Genomic DNA, 18,760 nt, shown 5'->3' with positions numbered 1-18,760 from the left:
TATGAATACGTCAGCCATTATTTCCTCCCTTCTTGAGCAGCGCTTCCTCCCGCAGGGTGGACTGAAACAGGTGTTTCTTGTGGCCTGCGGCGGGTCTTTGGTGGATATGTACCCGGCAAATTATTTTCTTAACAGTGAATCGACGGCTTTGCACAGTTACATGATGACCGCAAACGAGTTTGTTCATGCCGCGCCAAAGACATTGGGCCCCCGTTCGCTGACGATTGTTTGCTCGCACGGGGGAAATACGCCCGAGTCTGTCGCCGCTGCCAAACTGGCCCAAAGCCGGGGCAGCGTCACCGTGACGTTGACGCACAATGAAAATGCGCAGCTTATCGGCTTTTCTGACAGTAATCTGCTTTATGCCTGGGGAGATGACAGCCAGGTTATTAATAACCCGATAGCAATTATTCTGAGTCTTTGTGTCGATGCCTTGCAACAAACCGAAGGTTACGAAGGGTATGCCGATTTCCGCGCAGGCATGGCGCAAATTGACGGGATTATCTCCCGGGCCCGGCGTCAGGTACAGGCGCGCAGCGCAGCCTTTGCTGAGCGCTACGCCCAGGAATCACTTTTTTACATTCTGTCGAGCGGGGCTTCCTACGGACATGCTTATGGCTTTGCCATCTGTTCATTAATGGAGATGCAGTGGCTTAATGCGGCATCAATTCATAGTGGCGAATTTTTCCATGGTCCGTTTGAAGTGACGGATTTGAATACCCCCTGGATCCTGATGATGAATGAAGGCCGCACCAGAGTGCTTGATGAAAGAGCGCGCAATTTCCTTCATCAATACGGGAATAAGGTGGAAATTGTTGATGCTAAGGAGCTGGGGCTTGGCGTCATTCCCGCCAGTGTGGTGGAGTATTTTAACCCCGTCCTCTTCTACAGTGTTATGTGCGAATATCGCGCTGCATTAGCGAAGGTACGTCAGCACCCGCTGGAAACACGACGATACATGGGACAGGTCGCTTATTAGGAGATAACGAAATGAAAGTACTTGGCCTGGGCGATAACGTTATTGACCGCTATACCCATACAGGTATCGGCTATCCGGGAGGGAACGCGCTTAACTTCAGTGTGTACGCCCGGTTATTATCCGCAAAGGCGGCGTATCTGGGCGTTTTTGGCGACGACAGCGCGGCAGAACATATTCGCCGCGTACTGGAAGCAAGGGAGATAGATATCTCTCATTGCCGGGTAGTGCCTGGTGAAAATGGTTATGCCAGTCTGACCGTTGAACAAGGGGAACGACGGTTTATTGACTCCAATGCCGGAGGGATCCGGCAGACCACGCCGATGGATTTTGTCTTAAATGATATTCCCTGGCTTCGTCAGTTTTCACTGATACATACCAGTGCTTACAGCTACGCTGATGCGCTATTACCCGGATTAGGGGCGCTTCCCGGCAGCTTATCCTATGATTTCTCTGATGATTTTGATGCGGCAAAAATAGGTCCTTTATGTCGCTGGTTAGACTACGGTTTTTTCTCATGCGCTGAGCGCAGTATGGAAGAAACACGCGGGATACTGGAAACGGCATGGCAGGCGGGATGCCGTCTTCCCGTTGCCACACGCGGGGCTGAAGGCGCTTTGCTGTTCAATGGCAGTATCTGGATGAGTGAGCCGCCGGAAATTATCACACCGGTAGACACGCTTGGGGCAGGCGATGCTTTTATCACGGCTTTTTTATTGGCACAGGTTAAAGGCAACACCCTGCCCCAGAGCCTGCGTCAGGGCGCCCTTTTCGCCGCAGAGATTTGTTTAACTGACGGTGCTTTTGGGGAAGGTCGTCCCTACTAATACGACCCGGTTAACGCTAACAATTCGCGGTTTGGTCACAAATCGCATAAATTTCTGTCCCTGTCCGCATCAGATCAGACCGCGTCGCCCTGGCGCGGCCGCACCGCCTTGCCCAGCAGTTTGCGCTGCGCAGCCTCGAGCGCCAGCTGAGCCGCCCCTTCCGCCGTCGCCAGATGACCAAACTGCGAGGCGGCGACGGTGGTATAGGGCGATATGGCGGCAACCGTCCGCCGCGCCGCCGCGACAATCAACCGGTTCGAGCCGACGCTGCCGCCGAGAATGATCATTGCCGGATCCAGTATCGCCACCAGACCTAACGCCAGAAAGCCGATCTGCTCGCCGTAATGCTGCGCCGCCTGCTGGGCGACAGGTTCGCCGCGTGCCGCCCGCTCCAGCAGCGCCTCAAGCGAGCGTACCGCCGGAGCGCCCGGCGGCCGGCGTGCGTTGAAGCTATCCAGAAATCCGCGCTGCGCCAGATGCTGCTCAAGCAGCAACTCGCCCGGTTTCTCCCGCTCGCTCCAGGGAAACGGCAGGTCGGCGATTTCACCGGCGCAGCCGCGCGCGCCGTGAATCAGCGCGCCCCCGGCAATAATGCCGCAACCGATGCGTTCGCCTATCTGCAGGAAAGCGACATCCTGCAGCCCCCGGCCGATGCCGTGATTGACTTCGGCCACCACCGCGCAGTTGACGTTGTTTTCCACCAACGGATGCACGCCTTCAGGTATCGGCAGCCGTGCCAGAATGGCATCCGGCGAGAGTCCGGCCTGCGACGGACCGTCGCGTCCGGAAAGCGGCACATCCGGGCGCACCGGTTTGGGCAAAGCCACCGTCACCGCCAGCAGCGGACCAAAGGCGGACAATTCCTGACGCAGTGCGGCGATGGCGTCGGCCGCCGCAATCACAAGCTGCGCGGACGCGCCATTGGTGAACTGACGCAGCGCCAGTTGCCGGCCGTCCAGACTACGGGCGATAAACAGCGCCTGACTGTTGCCGATATCCGCACCGAGCACCCACCCAGCCTGACGCGCCAGCTGATAAACACTGGCACCGCGCCCTCTGGCGCCGGCCGTGGCGACGATCGAACTGTGACGCTGTAGCTCTTGCAGACCGGTAGACACCGTGCTTTTGGCCATGCCGAGCCTTGCCGTCAGCTCGGACTGAGTCGCGCCGCCCAGCGCGATAAGTTCGATCGCCAGCAATTGCGCCGTAACACTGAGCGCCGCAGACGGCCCCGGCCCTTCCCCGTCCGGCAGAGTATCCCCGGCGCGCTGGCGTAAAAACGCCGTCACCTCCGCCACAGCCGCCTGCTGATTCAGTGCATGAGCGCGCTGCGCCAGACCGGACAGCAGCTCGCGGCGATCCACCTCCTGCCGGTGCCACCAGCCGTAGAGCAGCCCGCTGTCGCGTGCGGCCACCGGCTGGCTGAAAAACCACAACAAACTGCGCACGGGCGAACTGAGCCACAGCGATCCGTGCAGCGGCGTGTCGTCAGACTGGCGTGGCGCACCGGTCTGAGGACGCAGCGTTATCCCTGGCAGGACAACCGGCCGCCGCCGCGAATGACAGAGATCGATGACGCTGCCCGCGGCCGGATCGGCCCGCATTGCACTCGCCCCGCACACCACAGCCTGCGGAAAGAAATAATCGGCAATTTCCCACAGATAACGTCTGACGATGATGTCAGCAGGGGTGTCAATGTCACCGCTGTAGACGCCACGCGCCAGACGTTGCAGCCGCCGCCGCTTCAGCGCCCGGCTAATCACTGCCGCGTCGTGGTCGCGGGCCAGCACCAGCACCGGCCATGATGAATGAGCCATTCTCTCTCCTTTACGCGGTTAACCGCACGGTGTGCAGCGGGGCGGATTCACCCGAAACGGGCGACTCCATCATAGGGAATACTTATTTACCTTGCCGCTCCGCTGCTGCTGCGGGCTACTGCGGTCAATGTTATGGTATTAAGGTCAATTTTTATGCATGAGATGATGCCCCCCGGTCAAGTGATCACGGAGAAAATTGTCTTCACCGGCAGAAATGATACGAGAAAAATGCGACATAAAAACGTCAATTATATGATTTTTATCAATTTATTATGCCATTTCCCGCGCTGAACAAACTGTGCGAAGTTGTTTGAGACATAAAAGTTTCATCCTTAACACTACAGGGAAATGATGACATGACCGGCACAGAAATTTTAATCCCTTTCGCCCAGGGTGTCGCCCGGCAGGCTGCCGTGCTGGAGTCGACCTGCGAGCGAGCGCAGGCGTGGCTCGACACACTGGATATCGCCGCACTGCGCGGCGGCACGCTACTGTTTGCCGGTATCGGCGCATCCTATGCGGTGCTCGCCGCGCCGGTGCATGAACTGCGGGCGGCCGGTTACCAGGCGCTACGCAGCAACGGTGACGACATGCCTGCCGGCACGCCGCCGCTGGCAGACTGGTATCTGGGCGTATCTCAGAGCGGACGCAGCCCGGAAGTCGTGAGAGTGCTGGAACAGCAGCGCCCCGGGCGGCGGCTGGCGCTGGTCAATCAGGCCGACTCGCCGCTGTCGGCGGTGAGCGCCGACACGCTCTGGCTCGGCACGCTGATCGATTCCGGCATGTCCTCCGTGGCGCTGCTGGCCACCAGCGTCTGTCTGGGCCTGCTGACGGATGCGCTGATCGGACGCGACTGCAGCACAGGCTGGCGTCAGTTGCCCGCGCAACTGGACGCAGTGAGGCATACCGCCCGGGCGGCCGTGGACCGGTTCGCACAGCAGGCCAGCCAGACCGGCTGTATCGATTTCGTCGGTGGCGGCACCAGTCTCAGCGCCGCTGAACAGGGCGCACTGTTACTGCGCGAAGGGCCGAAAATGGCAGCGATGGGCATGGGAACCCGCCACTATCTGCACGGCATGACCGATGCCGTTGGTCACGGCACCGCACACGTGCTGATCGGCGGCGAACGGGAAATCTTGCTGGCGAAACAGCTTGTACCTTTCGGTGTACCGATATTGCTTGTGACAGATCAAGCCGTGTCGCTGCCCGGCGCGGAGACAGTGCAACTGCCGGTCCTGCCGCCGCTGCAGCGGCTGGCGCTGGAAATACTGGTCATGGATCTGCTGGCGATCGCGCTGGGCCGGGTTCTGGATCGCGATATCGATGCCGGTGTTGTCGCACGGCTGGACACCAAAATCAGCGGGGTCGCGTCATGACAGAGAGCTGGCTGGGAATGGATGTAGGCGGCAGCAAAATTCATATTCGCATCGAAGACAGCGCCGGACAGGCGCGGGTGGACGCGCAGTGGCCAACCGGACGCTGGGGCGGCGAAAGCTATGCCTTCAAGGCCGCGCGCATGGCTGAGCTGATTGCCCTCGCCGCCGGACAGGCCGGACTCGCCTCGCCGCCACCGGCGATAGGCATCGGTGCGCACGGCTGCGATACGCCCGACGAATGCGCGCGCATGACGGCACTGATAGCGGATCACTTTCCCGACAGCGTGTGTCGGGTGGTTAACGACGCGGCGCTGGTCGCGCTGTGTGCCAGCCAGCCACACGCGGCCGGGCTGATTGCCGGTACGGGTTCGGTGGCGGCGGCCCTGGGGCCGGAAGACAACTGGCTGCTGGCGGGCGGCTGGGGCTGGCTGGTGGGCGACGAAGGCGGGGCCAGCGGTCTGGTGCGTGAAGGGATCCGCGCGGTATTGACAGACTGGGATCGGGGTCACAGCGACGATCCGCTCGCCATCGCGCTGACGCGCGTCTTCGAGGTGGACCACCTGCTGGACCTGCCGTCGCAACTGCTGCGCCAGCCTGTCAGCGCCTGGAGTCGCCACGCGTCCGTTATTTTCGAATGCCTGCAGGCCGGTTCGCCTCTGGCGGCGGGCGTGGTCGATGCTGCGGCCGAATCGCTGGCGGAGCTTATCGCCCGGCTGTGCCGCCGCGGTGCCAGAGTCGACTGCGTGGTGGCAGCGGGCGGCGTAATCCGCCATCAGCCGCCGCTGTTCGACCGGCTGGCCGCGCGTCTGCGCAAACACGATCCCCGGCTGTCGCTGCTGTTGTTAGCGTGTCCGCCGGTTATGGGCGGGGTCGCGCTGGCGCGCCGCCTGGTCGCCCCTTCCTTAGTCCGTTCCGTTTCACGAGGTGCATGATGTCTGAATATGAAAACGCCGTCGCACCGGCGACCCGTAAAGCCTGGCGCTTTCCTAACACTTACACCGTTCTGCTGGTCATCACCGCCGTCGTCTGGCTGCTGACGTTCATCATTCCGTCCGGACAATACCACATGGCGGACGGTCGCCCGGTGGCGGGCAGCTTTCAGGTTACCGCCAGTCCGCTGACCACCGTGCAGCGGATCAAAGAACTGTTTCTGGCACCGGTGAACGGACTTTACGGCGTGGAGAATGCGGCAGGCCATGTCGGTCCCTACGAGAGCGGTAACCTGTTCGGTGCCATCGGCGTATTTTTCTACGTGCTGTCGCTGGGCGCCTTTATCGTCACAACGACGAAAACCGGCGCGATTGACGCCTGTCTCGGACATGTGGCGCAGCGCTTCAGACAGCGCGGCGGGCTGCTTATCGTCATGGTGATGCTGCTTATCGCCATCGGCGGCTCCACTTACGGCATGGGTGAAGAAACGCTGGGCTTCTATGCGCTGCTGGTGCCGCTGCTGCTGGGGCTCGGCTTCGATCGGATGACAGCGGTGGGCGTGATTCTGGTGGGATCGGTGGTGGGCAACATGAACTCCACCGTCAATCCGTTCATGACCGGCGCAGCCTCGGCGGGTGCTGGCGTGCCGATGGGCAGCGGCATCGGTCTGCGCTTCGCGATGTTTATCGTGCTGACGGCCGTCGCCATTCTGTATGTGGTGCGCTATGCCCGCCGCGTGCAGCGCAACGCCGCACATTCGGTAGTAGGCTTTTCCGCTGAGGACCGGGAGCTGGCGCAGGCCAGATTGCAGTTGCCACCGCCTATGACCCGCCGCCAGAAAGGCGTGATGCTGACTTTCGCCGCCACATTCGTCTTCATGATTTTCGCCATCATTCCCTGGGCGCAGGTGATCGCCGGACCGGACGCCACCTCATGGTCCTGGCAACTGGACTGGTACTTCCCCGAGCTGACCGCGCTGTTTTTTGTTATGTCGATAGTGACCGGCCTGCTGGGCGGCCTGCGCGGCAACGGGCTCTACAATGCTATGCTGGCGGGCATCGCCGACTTTATGGGTGCCGCGCTGGTTATCGTGCTGGCGCGTGGCATCACGGTAATTATGCACAACGCGCAGATCACCGACACGGTGCTGCACTCCATGGAAAGTCTGGCGAGCGGCGCGCCTTCCGGCACCTTCAATGTCCTGATGTATCTGCTGATCATGCCGCTGTCGTTCCTGGTACCCAGTTCGTCCGGGCTGGCGACACTGGCGATGCCGGTGCTGGCACCCATGGCGGATTTTACCGACGTCGGCCGCGAAATGGTGGTGACGGCATTTCAGTGCGCGGTCGGTACAATAGCGATGATTTCGCCCACCTCAGCCATCGTGATGAGCGGACTGGCGCTGGCCAAAGTCAGCTATACGCGCTATCTGCTGTGGGTGCTGCCACTGCTCGGCTTGCTGGTCGTGCTCAACTGCCTGTTTCTGGTGCTCGGCGCCGCGCTGTAATAAGCGTTAACCTCTCCCCGCTTCGGCGGGGATTTTCTGTTGCCATCCCTTGATCTGCCAGGTGAACCGCCAGATTCGCCACCCGCTTTAAAATTCGCTATCATCCGTTCCCACTCTTTATCCGGTAGCCCGATGTCTGCGATTATCGATACTTTTATTGCCCCGCCTTGTCATGAGCAGATCGAGATCCTCTATCAGGACGAGCATCTGGTGCTTATCAATAAACCCACCGGACTGCTCAGCCTCTCGGGGAAAAATCCGCAAAACCTTGATTCCGTACATCACCGGCTGGTAAAGATATTTCCGGGCTGTACGCTGGTCCACCGCCTGGATTTCGGGACGTCCGGGGTGATGGTGATTGCGCGCAATAAGGCCATCAATGCCGCCCTCTGCCAGCAATTCAGTCAGCGCACAGTGACCAAACTGTACAGCGCCCTGCTGTGCGGACATCTGCAACATGACGAAGGGATGGCAGATGCGCCGATCGCCAAGGACCCGGCGCTGTTCCCGCTGATGTCAATTTGCGCCATCCACGGCAAGCCCGCCCGCTCCGGCTACCGGGTGGTTGAGCGCTTTTATCATGAGTCGGAAAATGGCGCGTTACTGCCACTGACGCGGGTACAACTGACCCCGGAGACCGGACGCACTCATCAGCTTCGCATTCACTGCCAGCAGTTGGGCCATCCTATTTTGGGCTGTGATCTGTATGGCGGCCGCCTGCTGCCGGGCACCGAACAGACCCCGCGGCTGATGCTGCACGCCAGCGAACTGCATTTTGTACATCCGGTTAACGGGGAACGGATCGAAGCCCGCAATGCCAGCCCGTTCTGAAAGCCAAATTCCCTGTAATGCCCTGCCGGGCCCGTTCCCTGCGCTAAAGTCCCCTTTCGTTTTGCAAAAGCGTTTTTAACCTGACGGTTGACGCTGTAGTCTCAGTAACGGTTTTTGTTAAGCGTTGCGCCAAATGAATAACCTTTTAACTATTTTAATAACCAAAAATTTCAGGAATCTGAGGAACAGACAGGACAATTATGGACTCCATGCTCACTGCCCCCCGCCCCGATGAGGAGACACTTTCCTGTCACCGTGCCCGCCGTGCTGCCTGGGGCAGCTTCGTCGGTGCAGTCGTAGACTGGTTCGATTTTTTGCTCTACGGCATCACTGCGGCACTGGTATTTAACAGCGAGTTTTTCCCGCAAATCGACCCGGCAATGGGCACGCTCGCGGCCTTTGCCACCTTCGGCGTCGGCTTTCTTTTTCGCCCGCTCGGCGGCATTGTCTTCGGCCATTTTGGCGATCGTCTGGGCCGTAAACGGATGCTGATGATGACCGTCTGGATCATGGGCATTGCCACCGCGTGTATCGGTATTCTTCCGGCTTTCTCCACGATTGGCTGGTGGGCTCCGGCCCTGCTGGTCATCCTGCGCGCCATTCAGGGGTTTGCCGTGGGCGGTGAATGGGGTGGCGCGACACTGCTGGCCGTTGAAAGTGCGCCTGCCGGTAAAAAAGCGTTCTACAGCAGCGGGATCCAGATGGGATATGGCGTCGGCCTGCTGCTTGCGACCGGTCTGGTGTCGCTGATAAGCAGCCTGACCACCGACGCGCAGTTCCTCAGCTGGGGCTGGCGTTTGCCGTTTCTGTTCAGCGTTGTGCTGGTGCTGGGCGCGCTGTGGGTGCGCAATGGCATGGAAGAGTCGGTCGAGTTCGAACGTGCTCAGGAAAAGCGACCCGAAGCAGCAAAAAAACGTCTGCCGGTATTTGAAGCGCTGTTGCGCCATCCCGGCGCGTTTTTGAAAATCATCCTCCTGCGCCTGTGCGAACTGCTGACGATGTACATTGTCACCGCGTTCGCCCTTAACTACTCGACGCACAATCTGGGGCTGTCGCGTGAGCTGTTTCTGAATATCGGGCTGCTGGTCGGCGGTATCAGTTGCCTGACGATCCCCCTGTTCGCCTGGCTGGCAGATCGTTACGGTCGCCGCCGCATCTACATCACCGGTGCATTAGTCGGCGCGCTGAGCGCTTTTCCGTTCTTTATGGCGCTGGAAGCCCGTTCTATTGTCGGCGTGGTGATTTTCTCGCTGCTGCTGGCAAATATCGCTCACGATATGGTGGTCTGCGTACAGCAGCCAATGTTTACAGAAATGTTCGGCGCCGGTTACCGCTACAGCGGTGCGGGTGTGGGTTATCAGGTTGCCAGCGTGGTGGGGGGCGGATTTACACCGTTTATTGCCGCCGCATTGCTGAATTTCTCCGGCGGTGAATGGCATTGCGTCGCCATTTATCTGATGGCAGGCTGTTTGCTTTCCGCCCTCACGGCGATTTTTATGAAAACAACACAGCCACGCTAAGCGGCAAAGCCTTTAGAAAAGCCCGCTTAAAAATATTAAGCGGGCTTTTTTGCACCTGAAACAGATTTATACCACCCGCAGTTCTTCGTAAGAGATCATCACATGTTCCGCAAACGCCGGGCGCTGTGTGAGTTTTTGGTAATAGTGTTCAATCGCCGGGAAGGATGGCCGTTCAATGGCGATATCGAAGTAGCGATACAAACTGTGGCCAAACTGAATATCAGCCAGCGTGAATTCACTTCCGACAAGATAGCCATGCCGGGCAATCTGCACTTCGGCAATCGCCAGCTTCTTATTAAGATGCTGCAATGATTTTTCTAATGCCTGATGATCCTGATCTTTCGCCGCCGTTCTCACCACCATCCAGAATACGGGCGTAGTGAAATTCATCGCCACGCTGATTTTTGCCCATTCTGTCCATTTATCGGTTTCGGCACGCCGTTCAGGGTCCTGCGGCCAGAATTCATCAGCGCCGTATTTTCCTGCCAGATAACGCAGGATGGCGCCGGTTTCCCACAGCGGCTGGCCTTCACCATCGCGGATCACAGGAACCGTGCCATTGGGGTTCATCGCCAGAAATTCCGGGGTGTCATTCCCCCCGTATTTATGGCCGATGTCAAACCGCTCATACTCCAGCCCTAATTCCCCGATACACCACATCAGCGCCTGCACATTTGACGACGTTTTTCTGCCCCATACCCGAATCATTCACTTCCCCCTGTTCGTTCATAAAAGCACCATCCGGCTCTTGTACCCTAATAAAACATTGGCGACACCGTGCAGACAAGCCATATTTAGAATGAATGACGATAAACGAAGCCCAAAGGAAAAGCGTATGGATAACAAGTCCCTCACCCCCTCACAGGCGATTGAGAAGCTCGAAAAGATGTACAACGACTCTGTGGCCGCCCTGCGGGATGCGATTAAAGATTTCATCGTTCAGGGTACGTTGCCTGATATCACAGCGCGTGCTGCCGGGCTGTTTGTTTATCCGGAACTGCGGGTTAGCTGGGATGGCGTGACGCCAGCCAAAAACCCGACCCGCGCTTATGGCCGTTTTTCGCATCCTGGCCGTTATGCCAATACCATCACCCATCCTGAGCTGTTCCGTGATTATCTGCTGGAACAGCTTTCCCTGCTGGAAGAGGAATATGATGCGGTGATTGAAGTGGTGCCGTCACAGCAGGAAATCCCTTATTCGTATGTGATTGACGGCTCGGATCTGACGCTTGACCGATCGATGAGTGCCGGGCTGGCGAAGCATTTCCCGACCACAGAACTGTCGCAGATAGGCGATGAAACCGCAGACGGCCTGCATTATCCCGGCGACACCTTCCCGCTGTCCCATTTCAATGCGCTGCGCGCTGATTTCTCGCTGGCACGCCTGCGCCATTACACCGGCACGCTCACCGAACATTTCCAGCCGTATGTGTTATTCACCAACTACACCCGGTACGTCGATGAGTTTGTCAGCTGGGCGTGTGCGCAGATTGCTGATCCGGAAAGCCCGTATGAAGCTCTGGCCTGCGCGGGCAGTGTATTTATCACGGCGGAAACGCAAAACCCTGAACAGGCAGTGTCTGATCTGGCCTGGAAAAAACATCAGATGCCCGCCTATCATCTGATTGCCCGCGACGGTGCGGGGATTACGCTGGTAAATATCGGCGTCGGCCCGGCCAATGCCAAAACCATTTGTGACCATCTGGCGGTTCTGCGTCCGCATGTCTGGCTGATGATTGGTCACTGCGGCGGATTACGTGAAACACAGGCGATCGGTGATTACGTGCTGGCGCATGCGTATTTGCGTGATGACCATGTGCTGGATGCCGTACTGCCGCCGGATATCCCGATCCCCAGCATTGCTGAAGTGCAACGTGCCTTGTATGACGCGACCAAAATGATGAGCGGCATGCCGGGTGAGCTGGTCAAGCAACGCCTGCGTACCGGCACGGTGGTGACCACCGATGACCGTAACTGGGAATTGCGTTATTCCGCCTCGGCGCTGCGTTTTAATCTCAGTCGCGCCGTTGCCGTCGATATGGAAAGCGCGACCATTGCCGCACAGGGATACCGCTTCCGGGTGCCTTACGGCACGCTGCTGTGCGTGTCGGATAAACCGTTGCATGGTGAAATTAAACTGCCCGGTCAGGCGAACAAATTTTACGAAGGGGCCATCTCCGAACATCTGCAAATCGGTATCTGCGCCATCGACCTGTTGCGTGCGGAGGGCGATCATCTGCATTCACGCAAATTGCGCACATTTAATGAACCGCCTTTCCGCTGATAATCACTCTGATCCCCCTAAATAGTTCGGGTGGCAGGCAGGCGGCAAGTTTGATAATCCCGATGAGCTTACATTACGTCAGTGATTCGGGTTATTAAACGCAGCCAACGCATCTGCGGCACGAAATATGACGGGGAATTAAGGATTTCCTAAAAAAGACTTTGCATAATGCACAGTCTTTTACCATCATAATTTAAAACGCTGTTCTACTTTCTGCCATCCTGGAACTCTCTTGCAAAACGTCATCGTCTCTTTGCGCAAAGCCATCGAGCGCACGCCCTGGTATCCGAAGCGGCGTTCTTACCGTACGTTGTTCTGGCGCGAAATAACGCCCCTCGCGGTGCCTATTTTCTTCGAAAATGCCTGCGTCCTGCTGATGGGCGTATTAAGTACTTTTCTGGTCAGCTGGCTGGGTAAGGAAGCGATGGCAGGCGTGGGTCTGGCCGACAGTTTTAATATGGTGGTGATTTCGTTCTTTGCCGCGGTGGATCTGGGTACCACAGTGGTGGTGGCGTTCAGCCTCGGCAAACTCGATCACGAACGTGCCCGTGCGGCAGCCCGTCAGTCACTGGCGATCATGACCGTTTTTGCGGTCCTGCTGGCGATACTTCTGCAATTTTCCGGGCATGTGATTATCGACATGATCGCCGGCAATGCCGAGCCGGAGGTAAAAGAACTGGCGCTGTCTTACCTGCAAATGAGCAGCTGGAGCTATCCGGCTGCGGCTATCGCGCTGATCGGTTCCGGGGCTTTGCGCGGTGCCGGTAATACTAAGATCCCCATGCTGCTCAATGGCGGCATGAACATCCTTAATCTGGTGATCAGCAGCGTGCTGATTTACGGCTGTTTAGGCTGGCACGGCCTCGGCTTTATCGGTGCCGGACTGGGGCTGACCATTTCACGTTATATCGGCGCGGTGGCCGTCATTTTCGTGCTGATGATCGGTTTCAATCCTTCCCTGAAAATCTCGCTGAAAAGTTATTTTCTGCCGCTCAATACCAATATTTTGCGCGAAGTCTTAGGCATCGGTATTCCGGCCAGCATTGAATCCGTACTGTTTAACGGCGGTAAACTCCTGACGCAGGTTTTTGTTGCTGGCATGGGCACCAACGTGATTGCCGGTAACTTTATTGCCTTCTCCATTGCGGCACTGATCAACCTGCCGGGGAACGCCCTGGGGTCTGCCTCGACCATTATCGTCGGAACCCGTCTGGGCAAAGGGCAAATCGCCCAATCCGAACGTCAGTTACGGCATATTTTCTGGCTGTCCACCTTCGGGTTGTGTGTGCTGGCATTTCTTTCCGTGCCCTTTGCCGGTTTGCTGGCACGGTTTTATACCAATGAACAGGATGTAATCGACGTCGTCAAAATCCTGATCTGGCTGAACGCCGCATTTATGCCTTTCTGGGCCGCCTCGTGGGTATTGCCTGCGGGCCTGAAAGGCGCGCGTGACGCCCGCTTCACCATGTATGTTTCGATGCTCGGGATGTGGGGCTGCCGTATTGTGGTGGGCTATTTCCTCGGGATCGTCCTGGGTTTCGGCGTCGTCGGCATCTGGCTGGGGATGTTCCTCGACTGGATCGTGCGCGGCCTGTTTTTCTACTGGCGTATGGCCAGCGGCCGCTGGTTGTGGAAATACCCGAAGGCCAAAAGGACAGAATGACCCTCTGCTATTATGCCCGCCGGTACATCCGGCGGGGATGACCGATTTTCCCGTAGAGCATTTCGACTTTCAAATCCCCTTTCTGTACACAATGTTCGAGATAGCGTCGGGCGGTGGTTTTACTCAATTTCGTTTCGCTGACCACTTCATCCACTGAATAGCAGCGTCCGGCATCCTGCATAAAGATGCCTTCCACCAGATTCAGCGTGTTTTCCTCGATGCCTTTGTTGCCCGCTTTCGGCGTAAAATCCTTCGCCTGTAGCTGATACAGACTGTCTACGTTTTGCTGATCCACCACTTTCCATGTCCGTTGCGTCTGGCTGAACTGGATAAAGCGGTCCAGCGATTGTTGCAGCCGGTTCCACGACACCGGTTTGAGGATATAATCAAACGCACCACAGCGGATCGCCTGACTGCAGGTGTTCATGTCGCTGGCGGCGGTAATAAAAATCACCGAACAGTGCGTTTTCTTCAGCAGGTCATCCTCAATCAGTGAAATCCCCTGGCCGTCCGGCAAATAGTTATCCAGCAACAGCAATTGCGGACGCTTCTCTGCGATAAGCACTTTCGCTTCATGCAGCGTGGATGCTACCCCCACCAGCCGCAACCAGCGGTGATTATCAATCAGTTCGGCATACAGTTGTGCCAGCTGGTTTTCATCTTCAACAATCATTACGTCAATCATTTCAGCTTGCATCATTTGCTCTCTTCCAGTTCTTCTGGTCGGGGATTACCGGCATAAAGCCACCGTTGTCTTCAGGGCGGCAGACCGGAATAAAGACCGAGAAAACAGCGCCGGTCGGTGGGTTGTCGGATACCTCAACGGTTCCGCCAGCATGGCTGACGTAACTGGCAACCAGATGCAGCCCCAGTCCGTGATCGCCTTGCGTTTTAGATGTCTCGCCCAGCGAAAAAATCTGCTCACGTCTGTCCTGCGCAATCCCGATGCCGTGGTCCGCAACTTCAATCACCAGTTCATCTGTGCCGGAAACGACATACACTTCTACCGGTCCGGCCTCACTGCCGCGCAGTAACGTGGCTTCGATGGCGTTATCCAGCAGATTTCCGATGATCGACATCAGTTCGGTTTCACTGAGCGCGGCAGGCAGATGCGTTAATTCACAGGCAGGATCAAATTCAAGCTCGACCCCTTTTTCCCGTGCACGGGCATATTTCCCAAGTAACAGGCCGCATAACCTTGGCGAACAGAATCGCTCTGAAACGAAATCCAGTAATTCCTGTGCACTTTCAGATTGTGCTTCGATATAACGAATTGCCTCATCGTAACGCCCCATATGCAGCAGCCCGGCGAGCGTTGCTGTCCAGTTGAGCTGTTCATGCCGCATCATCCGCAGGTTATCGGCATAACGCTGCACCTGGCTCAACTGGATACTGAGCCGGTCGATATCGCTGCAATCACGAAAAGTGATGACCCAGCCCTGAAGCTGATCTTCCAGCATGATCCGCACCCGGCTGGCGATCACCGTCAGGTTATTAAACAGGCAGATTTCATCATGAATGTCTTTTTCCAGCATGACCTGCGGGTCAAAGAAACTGACCGGCGCAATGACCTGCCCGAGCGGCTGACCGCGCAGTTCACGGGACGGCACGTCAAGGTTGAGCAGTTTTTTGGCCGCCTGGTTGATGACCGCCACGCGCAACTGCGCATCAATGGCGATCACCCCTTCGTAAATCGACTCCATCAGCGCCTTTTGCTGACGCACCAGCAGGCCGATTTCCCGGGGCTCCAGCGAAAACATCTGCCGTTTAATCGAACGTGAAAAAAACCATGAGAAGGTAAACAGCGCCAGCAGCAAGGTAGCGGCCGCCAGTAAAATACGGATGGCTTTTTCAACGGTCAGGCTATTGATATGGCTGGTGAGATAGCCGACAGAAACGATACCCATCACCTTGCCTTGCGCATTCATGATCGGCGCTTTACTGCGCAGCGACAGCCCGATGCCACCGAGCCGGATGGTGGTGGTGCTTTTGCCCGCCAGCACGTCCTCGTTGTCACCCCCGACCAGCGTTTTTCCCACGCGGTCGGCATAAATCGAATGAAACAGATGTATCGCTTTACCATCGCCGATCACCATATAGCTGGCATCGCTGTGCGCAGAAATATTCTTCATTAAACGGTTAATTGCTGAAACATCCTTATTTTCAACGGCGGTAATTAATGAGGGAATAAGTGCAATTTCCTCTGCCTGAACTTTTGCACGAATACCCATATCTTCATATAACTGGCGTTCTATATCGTGATAGTAATAAATACCCACTATCGAAAACAGCGCCATAAATAGTATGACAAGATAAACAAAAAGCTTTATCTGAAATGAAGGACGGAACCGCATCGGGGAACCTATAACCGGACAATGATATTAATAAACAGTGCGCAGATATTATCACCCGGCGGTATTTCCGTCAGCGCGAAGCATCAAAGTTGCGAGGCATGCCGCAGAACACCGTCAGGCACAGCAAGCCCTTGGCAACACAGCACATAATTCACAACAGCTATTTCACCATAAATTAACAGTAATATTATAATTACAAATAACACCATAAAAACCACGAAAAAATAAAATCACCGCGCATTTTAAATCAATTAAAACCATAAAAACCTTTCACTCCTTTAAAATACCGTTTCTGATTTGCGGCACCTCACATATTACCGGTTACTCTCTCCTTTACACTCCCTGCACAAATTGACACAGGGGATTCATCATGAGTACAACCGACGACACTTATTCTGTTCCCGCGGGAGTTTCTTCCGCAAAACAGCTCTCATTAAAAGAAAAATGGTGGCACATTCTCGACACCTGGAAAATCGGCATTATACCTTTACCGCTGTTTGCCATGGCAGGATTGCTTATCGCAATAGATTGTCTCGACGGCAAACTGCCGAGCGACATCGTGGTCATGGTCGCCACGCTGGCGTTCTTTGGGTTCGCCTGCGGCGAATTCGGCAAACGCCTTCCTTTCATCGGCAAGATGGGCGCGGCGGCGATTTGCGCCACGTTCATTCCTTCCGCGCTGGTCTATTACGGCCTGCTGCCGGATGTCGTGGTGGAATCCACCACCAAGTTCTATAAAAGCACCAATATTCTGTATCTCTACATCTGCTGCATTATCGTCGGCAGCATCATGAGTATGGATCGCAAGGTGCTGATTCAGGGCTTCATGCGCATCTTCTTCCCGATGTTGTGCGGTGAAGTGATCGGCATGTTAACCGGGATGGGCGTCGGTCTGGCGCTGGGCATGGAACCTTTCCAGATTTTCTTCTTCCTGATCTTACCGATTATGGCCGGTGGCGTCGGTGAAGGTGCCATTCCGCTTTCCATCGGTTACGCGACCTTACTGCATATGGATCAGGGCGTGGCACTGGGCCGCATCTTGCCTATCGTGATGCTGGGCAGCCTGACGGCTATCGTCATTTCCGGCTCGCTCAATCAGTTAGGTAAACGGTATCCGCACCTGACCGGCGAAGGCCAGCTGATGCCGTCTGCTAAAAATGCCACAACACAAAGCAATGCACCGGCCGTTACCGGCGGTAAAACCGATGTCACCACCATTGCTGCAGGCGCATTACTGGCTGTTCTGCTTTATATGGTGGGCATGCTGTTACACAAACTGACTGGCCTCCCGGCACCGGTCGGCATGCTGTTTGCGGCCGTTGGCCTGAAACTGGCGCACGGCGTTTCTCCCCGCCTGCTGGAAGGTTCTCAGGTGGTTTACAAATTCTTCCAGACATCCGTCACCTATCCGATTTTGTTCGCCGTCGGCGTGGCCATCACACCGTGGAATGAACTGGTCGCCGCATTCACGGTTTCTAATCTGCTGGTCATTATCAGCACCGTTGCCGCGCTGGTCACCACCGGCTTCTTCGTCGGCAAGAAAATTGGTATGCACCCGATTGATGTGGCCATCGTTTCCTGCTGCCAGAGCGGCCAGGGCGGTACCGGTGACGTCGCCATTCTGACTGCAGGTAACCGCATGCAACTGATGCCGTTTGCCCAAATTGCCACACGTATTGGCGGGGCCATCAATGTCTCAGTTGCCCTGCTGGTGCTCGGCAATTTCCTCGTCTGATACCGCGCTAACCCTTTTTAATTCAGGACATTTTTTATGAAACTGGCAAGTTATCTTTATCAGGGGCGCAAGTCCTACGGCATTGCAACAGAGCACGGCATGATCGACCTCGGCCGCCATCTCGGCCAGCGTTATCCGGACCTCAAGGCCCTGCTGGCGGGCAATGCGCTGGCACAGGCTCAGGCGCTGGCTACCCTGCCCGCTGATGTGGATTTCGACGACCTGACTTTTCTGCCGGTGATCCAGAATCCGGAAAAAATTCTCTGTGTCGGCATGAATTACGCCGAAAAGCGTAAAGAGTTTGATCAGCATAATCCGGCCCCGACACTGTTCGTCCGCTTTGCTGATTCCCAGACCGGCCACGACTCTCCCGTCATCAAACCGAGCCGTTCTGTCGAGTTTGATTACGAAGGTGAACTGGCGGTAATCATCGGTTCTGCCGGGGAAAATATCGCTCGTGAAGATGCTCTGGCGCACGTCGCTGGCTACAGCTGTTATATGGACGGCTCTGCCCGCGACTGGCAGCACACCTGGTTTACTGCCGGTAAAAACTGGCCGCAGACCGGCGCGTTCGGGCCGTGGATGACCACCGCCGATGAGATCCCTGATCCGCACACACTGGCGATCCGTACCTGGCTGAACGGTCACATGGTACAGGACGACAACACCCGCAGCATGATCCACAAAGTCGCCGAACTGATTGAGTACATCAGCACCTTTACCTCGCTGCGTGCCGGTGACGTGATCATTACCGGTTCGCCGGGTGGCGTGGGTAAAAAGCGCGTACCACCGCTGTTTATGAAACCCGGCGACCGTATCGAAGTAGAAATCGAAAAGATTGGTCATCTCAGCAATGTGATTGTCGCAGCAGACACGCAGGTTGCCGCTGGCCGTCAGGTGAGTCATGCCCAGGCAGCTCACTAACCGGTTAAAACCCACT

The 18,760-nt window shown here is 56.6% G+C and carries 15 protein-coding genes; 11 read left to right on the top strand and 4 right to left on the bottom strand.

The window, feature by feature from the left end; translation table 11 throughout:
* The first annotated feature begins 1 nt into the window (after window position 1).
* Together RAHAQ2_RS08120 and RAHAQ2_RS08115 are read left to right on the top strand one after the other, a co-directional pair.
* Window positions 2–979 carry an SIS domain-containing protein gene (locus RAHAQ2_RS08120; RefSeq protein WP_015696759.1) on the top strand — a complete coding sequence of 326 codons (978 nt, stop codon included), beginning with the start codon at window positions 2–4 and terminating at the stop codon, window positions 977–979.
* A gap of 11 nt (window positions 980–990) precedes the next feature.
* The gene (locus RAHAQ2_RS08115; protein ID WP_015696758.1) at window positions 991–1,803 is read left to right on the top strand and encodes a PfkB family carbohydrate kinase; all 813 of its coding nucleotides are present in this window, start codon (window positions 991–993) and stop codon (window positions 1,801–1,803) included.
* Between the two features lie 74 nt (window positions 1,804–1,877).
* Here the strand turns inward: RAHAQ2_RS08115 and RAHAQ2_RS08110 are convergent, their stop codons facing one another.
* The gene (locus RAHAQ2_RS08110; RefSeq protein ID WP_015696757.1) at window positions 1,878–3,620 is read right to left on the bottom strand and encodes an ROK family transcriptional regulator; all 1,743 of its coding nucleotides are present in this window, start codon (window positions 3,618–3,620) and stop codon (window positions 1,878–1,880) included.
* Between the two features lie 590 nt (window positions 3,621–4,210).
* Between RAHAQ2_RS08110 and RAHAQ2_RS08105 the strand changes: the two genes are divergently transcribed.
* The 5 genes from RAHAQ2_RS08105 (at window position 4,211) to shiA (ending at window position 9,784) form a co-directional block, all read left to right on the top strand.
* Window positions 4,211–4,996 carry a hypothetical protein gene (locus RAHAQ2_RS08105; RefSeq protein WP_148267117.1) on the top strand — a complete coding sequence of 262 codons (786 nt, stop codon included), beginning with the start codon at window positions 4,211–4,213 and terminating at the stop codon, window positions 4,994–4,996.
* Window positions 4,993–5,928: an N-acetylglucosamine kinase gene (locus RAHAQ2_RS08100; RefSeq protein ID WP_015696754.1), complete on the top strand. Its 936-nt coding sequence runs from the start codon at window positions 4,993–4,995 to the stop codon at window positions 5,926–5,928. The genes RAHAQ2_RS08105 and RAHAQ2_RS08100 overlap by 4 nt, the downstream gene beginning before the upstream one ends.
* Entirely contained in the window at window positions 5,925–7,433 is a 1,509-nt protein-coding gene (locus RAHAQ2_RS08095; protein WP_202946912.1) for a YfcC family protein, read from the top strand. Before RAHAQ2_RS08100 ends, RAHAQ2_RS08095 begins: the two co-directional genes overlap by 4 nt.
* Before the next feature lie 132 nt (window positions 7,434–7,565).
* Window positions 7,566–8,264 (top strand): RluA family pseudouridine synthase, encoded by a 699-nt coding sequence (locus RAHAQ2_RS08090; protein ID WP_015696752.1) that lies wholly within the window; start codon window positions 7,566–7,568, stop codon window positions 8,262–8,264.
* Between the two features lie 200 nt (window positions 8,265–8,464).
* Window positions 8,465–9,784: a shikimate transporter gene (gene shiA / locus RAHAQ2_RS08085; RefSeq protein WP_015696751.1), complete on the top strand. Its 1,320-nt coding sequence runs from the start codon at window positions 8,465–8,467 to the stop codon at window positions 9,782–9,784.
* A gap of 66 nt (window positions 9,785–9,850) precedes the next feature.
* On the opposite strand, the gene RAHAQ2_RS08080 is transcribed toward shiA, so the two are convergent.
* Window positions 9,851–10,492, bottom strand: coding sequence for a glutathione S-transferase family protein (locus RAHAQ2_RS08080; RefSeq protein ID WP_015696750.1), 642 nt, complete (start codon window positions 10,490–10,492; stop codon window positions 9,851–9,853).
* A 127-nt stretch (window positions 10,493–10,619) separates the two neighbouring features.
* Between RAHAQ2_RS08080 and RAHAQ2_RS08075 the strand changes: the two genes are divergently transcribed.
* Together RAHAQ2_RS08075 and RAHAQ2_RS08070 are read left to right on the top strand one after the other, a co-directional pair.
* Window positions 10,620–12,068 carry an AMP nucleosidase gene (locus RAHAQ2_RS08075; protein WP_015696749.1) on the top strand — a complete coding sequence of 483 codons (1,449 nt, stop codon included), beginning with the start codon at window positions 10,620–10,622 and terminating at the stop codon, window positions 12,066–12,068.
* A 232-nt stretch (window positions 12,069–12,300) separates the two neighbouring features.
* The gene (locus RAHAQ2_RS08070; RefSeq protein WP_015696748.1) at window positions 12,301–13,731 is read left to right on the top strand and encodes an EmmdR/YeeO family multidrug/toxin efflux MATE transporter; all 1,431 of its coding nucleotides are present in this window, start codon (window positions 12,301–12,303) and stop codon (window positions 13,729–13,731) included.
* 10 nt (window positions 13,732–13,741) lie between these two features.
* Here RAHAQ2_RS08070 and RAHAQ2_RS08065 read toward each other — a convergent pair whose 3' ends face one another.
* Together RAHAQ2_RS08065 and RAHAQ2_RS08060 are read right to left on the bottom strand one after the other, a co-directional pair.
* Entirely contained in the window at window positions 13,742–14,428 is a 687-nt protein-coding gene (locus RAHAQ2_RS08065) for a response regulator (protein WP_037038781.1), read from the bottom strand.
* Window positions 14,418–16,085: an ATP-binding protein gene (locus RAHAQ2_RS08060; protein WP_015696746.1), complete on the bottom strand. Its 1,668-nt coding sequence runs from the start codon at window positions 16,083–16,085 to the stop codon at window positions 14,418–14,420. The genes RAHAQ2_RS08065 and RAHAQ2_RS08060 overlap by 11 nt, the downstream gene beginning before the upstream one ends.
* A gap of 370 nt (window positions 16,086–16,455) precedes the next feature.
* On the opposite strand from RAHAQ2_RS08060, the gene RAHAQ2_RS08055 reads away from it, so the two are divergent.
* Together RAHAQ2_RS08055 and RAHAQ2_RS08050 are read left to right on the top strand one after the other, a co-directional pair.
* Window positions 16,456–17,820, top strand: a complete 1,365-nt coding sequence (locus RAHAQ2_RS08055) for a 2-hydroxycarboxylate transporter family protein (RefSeq protein ID WP_015696744.1) — start codon at window positions 16,456–16,458, stop codon at window positions 17,818–17,820.
* A 36-nt stretch (window positions 17,821–17,856) separates the two neighbouring features.
* On the top strand, window positions 17,857–18,744 hold the full coding sequence (locus RAHAQ2_RS08050; RefSeq protein WP_015696743.1) for a fumarylacetoacetate hydrolase family protein: 888 nt from the start codon (window positions 17,857–17,859) through the stop codon (window positions 18,742–18,744).
* Window positions 18,745–18,760 lie beyond the last annotated feature (16 nt).

Source organism: Rahnella aquatilis CIP 78.65 = ATCC 33071, assembly GCF_000241955.1.
GTDB lineage: Bacteria > Pseudomonadota > Gammaproteobacteria > Enterobacterales > Enterobacteriaceae > Rahnella > Rahnella aquatilis.
This window is presented reverse-complemented; position numbering and strand designations above follow the sequence as displayed.